Genomic DNA, 9,805 nt, shown 5'->3' on the forward strand with positions numbered 1-9,805 from the left:
GATTTCTAGAAGTGCATGGATTTCCGCATGACTGCAACCTGGCCGCTCGCGTCTTTTGAGCAAACCGTTTTTGAAAATGTTCAACAGGCACTCAAGGAGGATATTGGCACGGGCGATATTACCGCCAGCCTGATTCCGGATAACCGTACAGGGGAAGCACACGTCATTTCCCGTGAAGAAGCCATTATCTGTGGTCGTCCCTGGGTGGATGAAGTGTTTCGTCAGGTTGACCCTGCCGTACAGGTTAAATGGTGTGTGGAGGAAGGTGAAAAAGTCGCACCTGACACTGTACTGTTCACTCTGAAAGGCTCCGCCCGCAGTCTGCTCACCGGCGAACGAGCTGCCCTGAACTTCCTGCAACTGCTGTCTGGCACAGCCACTCTTTGTCACAGCTATGCCGGCAAGGTTGCATCCACCGGCGTGAAACTGCTGGACACCCGTAAAACCGTTCCCGGCCTGCGCCAGGCGCAAAAGTACGCTGTTAAAACCGGCGGCTGCCACAACCACCGTATTGGCCTTTACGATGCTTTCCTGATCAAGGAAAACCATATCGCTGCCTGTGGTGGTATTCATCAGGCGGTGAGCACGGCTAAGAACATTGCTCCCGGTAAACCTGTGGAAGTGGAGGTGGAATCTCTGGCCGAGCTGAAAATGGCGCTGGAGTGTGGCGCAGACATCATCATGCTCGACAATTTTACCCTCGACGATATGAGTACTGCCGTTGCCATGAATCAAGGAAAAGCCAAACTCGAAGCCTCCGGCGGTATTACCGATGCAACCTTATTGCCCATTGCCGAGACAGGAGTAGACTTCATTTCCATCGGTGCGCTGACCAAAGACTGCAAGGCAGTCGATCTGTCTATGCGCATTACCAAGATGTGAAGGAGAACATATGACAGCCAAAACTATCCTCGTCACTGGTGGCGCTGGCTACATCGGCAGCCACACCTGTGTAGAGCTGCTACAAAAAGACTACAGTGTTGTTGTTCTGGATAACCTGTGCAACAGCTCACAAGAGGCTCTGAAGCGTGTTGAAAAGATCACCGGCAAGAGTGTGACCTTTGTTGAAGGTGATATCCGCGACAGAGAGATTCTGCGTGAACTCTTCGGAGCCTACCAGTTCGATTCCGTAATTCACTTTGCGGGCCTGAAAGCTGTAGGGGAATCCTGCCAGATTCCTCTGAACTACTACGACAATAACGTAAGCGGAACAGTTATTCTGGCTCAGGAAATGGCTGCCCATGGTGTGTTTAATCTGGTTTTCAGCTCTTCCGCGACTGTCTATGGCGACCCTGCCAGCCTGCCTATTCGTGAAGATTTCCCGCTGTCTGCCACCAACCCTTATGGCCGTTCCAAGCTGATGGTGGAAGAGGTTTTGGGTGACCTGCATACATCTGACAGCCGTTGGAACATTGCCCTTCTCCGTTATTTCAACCCGGCAGGCGCCCACGAATCTGGCCTGATTGGTGAAGACCCTAATGATATTCCCAACAACCTGATGCCCTACATCAGTCAGGTAGCCATAGGCCTGCGAGAAAAGCTTTCTGTTTTTGGCAGTGATTACCCAACTGTGGATGGCACAGGCGTTCGTGATTACATCCACGTTGTCGATCTGGCGAAAGGTCATGTTTGTGCTATCGACAAACTGCGTACAGGCTGTGGTCTGAAAGCCTGGAATCTTGGTATCGGTAACGGCCAGAGTGTTCTGCAAATGGTTGCCGCTTTTGAGAAAGCTGCTGGCAAGCCTGTTCCTTATGAACTGGTTGATCGTCGCCCCGGTGACATCGCGGCCTGTTATGCAGACCCCACCCGTGCCAAAGAAGATTTGAACTGGGTTGCTGAGAAAGGCCTTGACGCCATTATGGCTGACACCTGGCGCTGGCAGTCTTCCAACCCCAAGGGTTACCGTGACTGATAGAACCGGCTACTCTATAGAAATTATCTAGCCGGTAGCCAATACGCTGTTTCCTGCCGTAAGAATTCAACTTTGGCAGGGAACAGCCATGCTTCGACAGATCACCGCTCTTTCGCTTTCTTCACTGTTTTTTCTCCAACCCGTTTATAGTAATGACTGCCCGGATATTCCCAGAGACCTTTTGCAGCAGGAGCATCAAGCCCTGCTGGACAGTATCCAGAAAAACAATGAACTCTACGAAGCGGGCAAACCCGAAATCAGCGATGATGCTTATGACGCTTTAGTTGTACGACAACGCCTGATTAACCGATGCCTTGGGGTCAGTAAACCCGTAATAGCCTCCCGGCCCTTAGATAACCGACATCGTTACCCTATGGGCAGCCTGAACAAGGCAGAAGACCGTGAAACAGTTGAGGACTTTCTGGAAAATGCCCGAAAGCTTGGCAGTGCTGTTATCGTTCAGCCTAAGGTCGATGGTATTGCCGTAGAGCTTGTCTATAAAAAAGGACAGTTGATTCAAGCACTCACTCGCGGCCAGTGGCGAACCGGACAAGGCATCAATCTATTACCGGCTTTGAAGTATACTCCCGCCGTTCCCAAAACCATTGAAAACAATAAAAGTGAAGTTGTGGTTCGAGGGGAGTTGTATGCAGAACTGACTAATCCCAGAGCACAGCAAGCGGCTTCCCCCAGGCACTATATCGCCGGGCTGATAAATCGTTCGGAGCCCTCCCCCGATGAACTTGCCAGCCTGCAGTTTTTCCCCTGGCAGTGGAAAAACTCAACTCAGGGTTCACTGCTTTCCAATGCACGTCAACTGGAAGAGTGGGGGTTTATGCCTACGGAAGCTCTTACCCATAAGGTCAGAACCATTGACGATGTGTCAAGGCTGAGGGTTCAGTATGGAAACAATCAGGATGCCCTCCCCATCCCAATGGATGGTATTGTTCTCAAAATGGAAAATCTGGCCATTCAAGAGCGACTTGGCCATCTGGATGGTACGCCTTACTGGGCGCTGGCCTGGAAGTTTCCGCCCCACAGCATTGTCAGTCAGGTTATGGAGGTGAACTGGACGGTTGGCCGCACCGGTCAGGTAACCGTTATTTTGGAGATTCAGCCGGTTGAACTGCAAGGGGTCACCATATCCAGCATCAACGTGGGACCCCTGGCGTACTTTGTGAAGCAGAATATTGCCATTGCCGATACAGTAAGCCTTGCCCTCAAAGGTGCGGCAGTCCCGGTTCTGGGTACAGTCATTCTACGACCTGAAGACAGAAAACCTGTAGAGCTACCGGATACTTCTCTTTATCACGGTTTGAGCTGTCTAGAGGTTTCCCCTGTATGTAAAGAGCAATTTATCGCACGGGTAAAATGGTTGACCGGACGTAATGGGCTCAACCTCCCCGCATTTCACCAGCCAGATATTGAAGCACTTATCAGCAGCAAAAAGCTCATTGGTCTGTCCGATATCTTTGATATGACCATTGATGACATCGGCAGAGAAAACTTCATAGCTCTCAAGAAACAAAAGCTCTCGCTGGATCAGGCTCTCAGAGCGCTGGGGATCCCAGAGGTGGGACGGAAGAAGTCAGAGTGGCTGGCAAAACATGGAAAGTCCTGGGACAGAATTCAAAAAGCCTCGAAAGAGGATATTAAAACATGGTTGAAGGTATCTGAGCAGGAAGCTACGGATATCAAACGCTATCTTCAAAAACCGGAAATCAGAAAAACAGCAAAAGGGTTATTGGAAGTATAAAAAACGGGAGCCAGCTGGCTCCCGCTTCCGTATCAGATTACTGAGTAATCATTAACGGCAGTTTGCTGGCCTGAACTTGTCGTCAACAGTACCACCATCACAACTCCACTGGATACCACCGTTGGAATCGGTAGGAGCGAACTCAATAGTGTTGTTGGTAGCGTCAACCTTAGAGTTATAGGTTACGGTGATAACACCGTCAGTACCTACTGCAACACTTGTTACCGCGTTACCAGAGATGGTAGCTGGCAGACCAGCTTCCGCGTTAGTAGCAGGCCACGCAGCTTGAGAAGCGTAGTACTCAGTTATAGCCGCTTTCGCGCCTGCAGCCAAACTAATACCTTCTGTTACGTGAGCACGCTTGGTGTAGTCCTGATAAGCAGGAATAGCGACAGCGGCAAGAATACCGATAATAGCTACAACGATCATCAGTTCGATCAGGGTGAAACCCTTTTGGATGCTTCCTTTCATAGTACTCTCCTTGAGACTCTTTCTTTTTACTTCACATTAATTAGTTCATTGGATTCAGCTGTCGCCATATCCAAAAACCTCTTAATTTCTACAACATCTTTCGCCTTGGCTCCGTTTTACTTTAGGAAGCTATTCTCTAAGGCAACCTATTAAAATGAGATAACCAAAATCCCTTTCAATTCCTACCAGTTATTTAAGGAAGTGCCTCCCTTGCCGAGAAGCTCTTAAACCTTCATAAAGAGTGCTTCCAATGCTTCTAATCAGAAATAGACTGGCGAAAGTTGTTACACGTTTATTTGGCTACGGTCTGATTGCTGTATTGCTGACACTGTACGGAGTGGGAAAAATTAAGGACAGCCATGAGCAAATGGCTCTATCTGCCCTGCAGCATATAGAAAGCGGCAATGATGCCCTCTTTTCTCTGGAGACGCCTTATATCTCAGTACTCCGAACAGGAGCCGAGGCTGACTATTACCGTTCTCTGGCCTCCGATCAGCTAGGCAAATACCAGGCCCACACGCTAGTGAACTGGACGGTCGACCTTAAATACTTCCTCGCCCATGGCTCATTGCCCATCGAGCTGTATTACCAGAGTGACTACGAAAACGGCCTCGCCATGCACAATATGCGGTTGGAAGGAGCTTTGGCGCCAGAGCTGATCTCCCAAAGCATCCGTATTGAGTAAAGGCTGTGGTAAATGGAGGGTGGAACATGGCTATAACCAGCTGCTCTATGTATCATTCCATAAATAGATACGATGAATAAAAAAGAAATATGGCAGATATCCCTCTTCCCGGGCTTGCCCGTCAGCTGGTCGCCGATGGCCTTTTAAACCAGCAAGCTGCTGAAGACGCCGTCCTGGCGGCAAAAAAAGAGAAAGAACCGTTCATTTCCTACATCGTACAGAAAGGGTTGATTGACAGCTATGATATCGCCAAGATCAACTCCGAGCTGTTCGGCATCCCTCTTTTTGACATAGACAGCCTCGATTTCGATCATGTACCCAGCTCGGCCATCAGCGAAAAACTGATTCGACAGCATCGCTCCCTTCCTTTATTCAAACGAGGAAACAGGCTATTTGTGGGAGTGTCTGACCCCACGATGGATAAAGTTGAGGATGAAATTCGCTTCAACAGTGGTCTGAATGTTGAATTTATTCTGGTTGAGGAAGCCAAACTCACCGCAGCTATTGAAAAACTTCTCGACTCATCTCCTGATGATATCGGTGACCTCGACGATGAAGACCTGGACAGGCTGGATGTTAATACCGTTGATGATGACATGGACGACGATCCCCAGAAAGGGGATGCGGAAGACGCTCCTGTCGTGAAGTTCGTAAATAAGATGCTCCTTTCTGCTATCAAGCTGGGAGCTTCGGACTTACACTTTGAGCCCTATGAAAAGTCGTACCGTATTCGTTTCCGTGTTGATGGTGTAATGCAGGTGGCTGCTCAGCCCCCTATTGGACTGGCCCCCAAGCTTTCTTCCCGCCTCAAAATCATGTCCTCCATGGACATTTCTGAGCGAAGAAAGCCCCAGGATGGCCGGATCAAAATGAAACTATCCAAAACCAAGGCCATCGACTTCCGTGTGAACACCCTGCCGACCCTGTGGGGTGAGAAAATCGTACTGCGTATTCTTGACCCTTCCAGTGCCAAAATGGGTATCGACGCTCTGGGCTATGAAGACGATCAGAAATCCATGTATATGGAGGCACTGGAGCAGCCTCAGGGTATGATTCTGGTTACCGGCCCCACAGGTTCTGGTAAAACCGTATCTCTTTATACCGGTTTGAACATTCTCAATACCATCGAGCGAAACATTTCCACGGCGGAAGACCCTGTGGAAATTAACCTCGAAGGTATCAATCAGGTCAACGTAAACCCTAAACAGGGTATGGACTTCTCCCAGGCGTTACGGGCCTTCCTGCGTCAGGATCCTGATATCATCATGGTGGGTGAGATTCGAGATCTGGAAACCGCCAACATCGCCATCAAGGCAGCTCAGACCGGCCACATGGTTATGTCTACCCTGCACACCAACAGTGCTGCAGAAACCCTCACCCGTATGATGAACATGGGTGTAGCCTCCTTTAACCTGGCCACCTCCATCAACTTGATCATCGCCCAGCGACTGGCTCGCCGCCTGTGCAACAACTGCAAGAAGAAAATGACGATTCCCACTGAAGCACTTATTGAACAAGGCTTTACAGAAGAGCAGGCTGCCACCGCTACCATCTATGGTCCTGCACCCCGTGGTTGCGAAAAGTGCAACAAAGGCTACAAAGGCCGGGTCGGTATCTATGAAGTGGTGCAGATCACTCCGGGTATGCAGCGCATCATTATGGAAGAAGGCAACTCCCTTCAGATTTCTGATCAGGCACAGAAGGAAGGCTTCAAAAACCTCCGTCAGTCGGGTTTGTTAAAAGCCCTGCAAGGGGTTACCAGCCTGGAAGAAGTGAACCGCGTAACCCTTGATTGATTGTCCGATTAGCTCTTCCTCACTGTGCCCGACCGCGGGCACAGTCTCCTCCCCGTGATAAGATAAACAGATCAACTACCTTTTGAGATCAATGGATGAAAACCTACCTTGTAGGCGGCGCTGTACGCGATGAGCTTCTGGGATTACCGGTAAAAGACAGAGACTGGGTTGTGACCGGCGCAACCCCGGACGATATGCTCAAGGCTGGCTACAAACCTGTGGGGCTGGACTTCCCGGTTTTCCTGCATCCAAAAACCAAGGAAGAATACGCCCTCGCCCGTACTGAAAGAAAGTCTGGCCACGGCTATGCTGGCTTTGTTTTCCACACCTCTCCCGATATTACTGTGGAAGAAGATTTGCTGCGTCGGGATCTTACAATCAACGCTATTGCCAAAGATGAAAATGACAATCTGGTTGACCCTTACCATGGCCAGAAAGACTTAACCAACCGCATTCTTCGCCATGTTTCTCCAGCTTTTCGAGAAGACCCTTTGCGTATCCTGAGAGTTGCACGTTTTGCTGCACGCTTTGCAGAACAGGGCTTCACTGTTGCCGAAGAAACACGACAGTTGATGCAGAAGATGGTGCAGGAGGGTGAAGCCAGCTGGCTGGTGGCTGAGCGGGTGTGGCAGGAAACTATTCGCGCTCTGGAAAGCACTGCCCCTGTCATTTACTTTCAGGAATTGGAAAGCTGCGGCGCTTTAAATGTTGTCATGCCAGAACTGGCTGTGAGCTTTAACGAGCAGGCTCTTTCTCTTGCCACACAAAAGAACTGTGATGTCACTGTCCGTTTCGCCTGCAGCCTGTGTTCAACAGATTCCACCAGCCTGAAAAGTGTAAAAGCCCTCTGCAAACGCATGAAAGTTCCCTCTCAGTACCGGGAAGTTGCTGAAGTCACGGCCAGGATTCTTCCCCAATGGTTTAAAGGTGATATTACACCCGAGCTGCGCCTCAAGCTTTTACAGCAAACAGACGGCTTTCGTCGTCCGGAACGTTTCCAACAGATTTTGACAGCCTGTCATATTTTCAGTGAAGTAAGTGGTGGGAACCGAAAACTGTCAACACAACTGACAGCGGACCTGGAAAAATGCAAAGCCGTGGATGTACAAGCGCTTATTGCACAAGGCCTGAAAGGAAAAGAGCTTGCTGAAGGCATTCAGCAAGCTCGACTTGAAGCTATTCAGTAGCAAGTATCAGTAACAAGTGGCACAAGCCTGACAACCTGCTGCCCGACAGTGCGTCCATCGGGTAACAGGATATCAACGGTTTTATGATCACAGTTATTCACCGGATGTTTGCCGGAATAAAGATCAAGTTCCAGCAAAAGGCTGTTTACCAGCGGCTGAAAGTAAGGTTCTGAGACAAACGCCTGGGCGCAAGTCGCTGCAGGCACTTCCCAAACCGCCAGAATATCGATATCGGCAGCACACACCGGAGAGGGGCGAACCCGCCCGAGGCGCGTTTCAATCGATTTACACAAGGAACGGAATTCTTCGGGAGAGTGAGAAGACTCCACACTCCCGACGGCGTTCAGGTAATCCGAGCCTTCACCACTGTCTGGTGCCGTTTGGCAAACTGAACTGAGAAGAAGGCCACCACACTCCTGTATAAGCGCAGCAATCATGGAAGCCATTCTGTCGGCCGCATTCTCGTTACTGCCCAAACCTAAAATATAGTGCCACTGCTTCGAAGCTTGCGTATAAGACCTCACCGTTTCCAACATTGCGACATCCATTTCGTTGAAAGCCTTCTCAGTGATTAACGCGGCAGGGCAATACCCATCTGCTCACGGGTGCGGTAGGTTTCAATAGCAGCCACGGCATCACGCAGAGCGTGGGGCTTGCGAATATTCAGGCGCACATCTGTAATCGGAAAGTTGGTAAACACATGGTTCACAATCTCACCAGCCAGACGCTCCAGCAGATGAAAGCGACTTTCCTGACACAAGGTCTTCACCTGTTTGCGAATCTCTGCGTAATTGAGAGCGTCCTCCAGATCATCGCTGGTAAAGGCATCGGTAAAATTCGTACCCAGTTCCAGATCAATGATCAGTGGCTGAGGTTCTTCGTGCTCCCAATGGTAGAAACCAATAACAGATTCTACATACAAATCATTGATCAGAACCTTATCCATAAATAAACCTGTCGACGACGATCCAGTTAAAAGCATTAAAGTGCTGCAAGTTCAGACAAAGGCCAACGTGGTAACGGACGAATACCGGGCATATCCAGCTGCCCAGCTACCAGACGCTGACAACCGGCATAGGCAATCATTGCACCATTGTCTGTACAGAATGCGGGACGAGCATAGTACAACGAAGCTCCTTCAGCGGAAACCATGGCATCCAAACGCTCACGTAAACGTTTATTGGCACTCACACCGCCAGCAATCACCAGCTGCTTCATACCAGTTTGACGCAGAGCACGACGACACTTAATAGCCAGCGTTTCCACCACAGCCTCTTCAAAGGCAAAGGCGATATCTGCACGGGTCTGGTCATCACACTGATCGCCACCGTTGTTCGCCACAGTATTCAGGGTGAACGTTTTCAAACCACTGAAACTGAAATCCAGACCGGGGCGATCTGTCATTGGCCGGGGGAACTTGAAACGTCCTTTCACACCTTTTTCTGCCAGAGCTGCAACTCGTGGACCGCCGGGGTAATCTTCACCCAGCATCATGGCGGCTTTATCGAAAGCCTCACCAGCTGCATCATCCACAGATTCACCCAGCAGTTTGTACTCCCCAAGTCTGGCAACTTCTACCAGCTGGGTATGGCCACCAGATACCAGCAAAGCCACGAACGGAAACTCCGGTGGATTATCTTCCAGCATCGGCGCCAGAAGATGGCCTTCCATATGATGAACGCCCATCACAGGAATATCCCAGGCCCAGGCAATGGATTTGGCGATGGACGAACCCACCATCAAAGCACCAATCAGGCCAGGGCCACGGGTATAGGCGATAGCGTCCACATCTTCGCGGGTACAGCCCGCCTTTTCCATAACCTGCTCGACCAGAGGCAAAACCCGGCGCACGTGATCCCGGGAGGCGAGCTCAGGCACAACGCCACCGTAGTCGTTATGCATATCAATCTGGCTGTAGAGGGCGTCAGCCAGCAAGCCCTGCTCACTGTCGTAAAGGGCGATACCGGTCTCATCGCAGGATGTTTCTATGCCGAG

At 50.2% G+C, this 9,805-nt stretch carries 10 protein-coding genes; 6 read left to right on the top strand and 4 right to left on the bottom strand.

From position 1 onward, the window contains the following. The first annotated feature begins 27 nt into the window (after positions 1-27). From nadC to E1189_RS21880, 3 genes are all read left to right on the top strand, one after another. Positions 28-882 (top strand): carboxylating nicotinate-nucleotide diphosphorylase, encoded by an 855-nt coding sequence (gene nadC, locus E1189_RS21870; protein WP_155163294.1) that lies wholly within the window; start codon positions 28-30, stop codon positions 880-882. A 10-nt stretch (positions 883-892) separates the two neighbouring features. Further along, positions 893-1,915 carry a UDP-glucose 4-epimerase GalE gene (gene galE / locus E1189_RS21875; protein WP_155163295.1) on the top strand — a complete coding sequence of 341 codons (1,023 nt, stop codon included), beginning with the start codon at positions 893-895 and terminating at the stop codon, positions 1,913-1,915. An 88-nt stretch (positions 1,916-2,003) separates the two neighbouring features. After that, positions 2,004-3,671 (top strand): helix-hairpin-helix domain-containing protein, encoded by a 1,668-nt coding sequence (locus E1189_RS21880; protein ID WP_155163296.1) that lies wholly within the window; start codon positions 2,004-2,006, stop codon positions 3,669-3,671. A gap of 51 nt (positions 3,672-3,722) precedes the next feature. Here the strand turns inward: E1189_RS21880 and E1189_RS21885 are convergent, their stop codons facing one another. Beyond that, on the bottom strand, positions 3,723-4,142 hold the full coding sequence (locus tag E1189_RS21885; protein ID WP_155163297.1) for a pilin: 420 nt from the start codon (positions 4,140-4,142) through the stop codon (positions 3,723-3,725). 250 nt (positions 4,143-4,392) lie between these two features. Between E1189_RS21885 and E1189_RS21890 the strand changes: the two genes are divergently transcribed. From E1189_RS21890 to E1189_RS21900, 3 genes are all read left to right on the top strand, one after another. After that, positions 4,393-4,827 (top strand): hypothetical protein, encoded by a 435-nt coding sequence (locus E1189_RS21890; RefSeq protein WP_155163298.1) that lies wholly within the window; start codon positions 4,393-4,395, stop codon positions 4,825-4,827. An 89-nt stretch (positions 4,828-4,916) separates the two neighbouring features. Continuing rightward, the gene (pilB, locus tag E1189_RS21895) at positions 4,917-6,623 is read left to right on the top strand and encodes a type IV-A pilus assembly ATPase PilB (protein WP_155163299.1); all 1,707 of its coding nucleotides are present in this window, start codon (positions 4,917-4,919) and stop codon (positions 6,621-6,623) included. Between the two features lie 95 nt (positions 6,624-6,718). Beyond that, entirely contained in the window at positions 6,719-7,810 is a 1,092-nt protein-coding gene (locus tag E1189_RS21900; RefSeq protein WP_155163300.1) for a tRNA nucleotidyltransferase/poly(A) polymerase-related protein, read from the top strand. On the opposite strand, the gene E1189_RS21905 is transcribed toward E1189_RS21900, so the two are convergent. The 3 genes from E1189_RS21905 to tsaD all read right to left on the bottom strand — a co-directional run. Then, positions 7,804-8,346: a 2-amino-4-hydroxy-6-hydroxymethyldihydropteridine diphosphokinase gene (locus tag E1189_RS21905; protein ID WP_196221569.1), complete on the bottom strand. Its 543-nt coding sequence runs from the start codon at positions 8,344-8,346 to the stop codon at positions 7,804-7,806. The two genes, E1189_RS21900 and E1189_RS21905, sit on opposite strands and share 7 nt — an antisense overlap. A gap of 35 nt (positions 8,347-8,381) precedes the next feature. Continuing rightward, the gene (folB, locus tag E1189_RS21910) at positions 8,382-8,756 is read right to left on the bottom strand and encodes a dihydroneopterin aldolase (RefSeq protein ID WP_196221570.1); all 375 of its coding nucleotides are present in this window, start codon (positions 8,754-8,756) and stop codon (positions 8,382-8,384) included. A gap of 35 nt (positions 8,757-8,791) precedes the next feature. Next, the coding region (gene tsaD, locus E1189_RS21915; RefSeq protein ID WP_155163303.1) for a tRNA (adenosine(37)-N6)-threonylcarbamoyltransferase complex transferase subunit TsaD at positions 8,792-9,805 on the bottom strand (1,014 nt) is incomplete at its 5' end.

Origin of the sequence: Parendozoicomonas verongulae, assembly GCF_009711465.1 — a bacterium.
GTDB lineage: Bacteria > Pseudomonadota > Gammaproteobacteria > Pseudomonadales > Endozoicomonadaceae > Sansalvadorimonas > Sansalvadorimonas verongulae.

Bases quoted from the DNA above. Each gene is read 5' to 3' on its own strand.
- folB (WP_196221570.1), bottom strand. From the start codon at position 8,756: ATGGATAAGGTTCTGATCAATGATTTGTATGTAGAATCTGTTATTGGT.
- E1189_RS21900 (WP_155163300.1), top strand. From the start codon at position 6,719: ATGAAAACCTACCTTGTAGGCGGCGCTGTACGCGATGAGCTTCTGGGA.
- E1189_RS21905 (WP_196221569.1), bottom strand. From the start codon at position 8,346: ATGTTGGAAACGGTGAGGTCTTATACGCAAGCTTCGAAGCAGTGGCAC.
- nadC (WP_155163294.1), top strand. From the start codon at position 28: ATGACTGCAACCTGGCCGCTCGCGTCTTTTGAGCAAACCGTTTTTGAA.
- E1189_RS21880 (WP_155163296.1), top strand. From the start codon at position 2,004: ATGCTTCGACAGATCACCGCTCTTTCGCTTTCTTCACTGTTTTTTCTC.
- pilB (WP_155163299.1), top strand. From the start codon at position 4,917: ATGGCAGATATCCCTCTTCCCGGGCTTGCCCGTCAGCTGGTCGCCGAT.
- E1189_RS21885 (WP_155163297.1), bottom strand. From the start codon at position 4,142: ATGAAAGGAAGCATCCAAAAGGGTTTCACCCTGATCGAACTGATGATC.
- galE (WP_155163295.1), top strand. From the start codon at position 893: ATGACAGCCAAAACTATCCTCGTCACTGGTGGCGCTGGCTACATCGGC.
- E1189_RS21890 (WP_155163298.1), top strand. From the start codon at position 4,393: ATGCTTCTAATCAGAAATAGACTGGCGAAAGTTGTTACACGTTTATTT.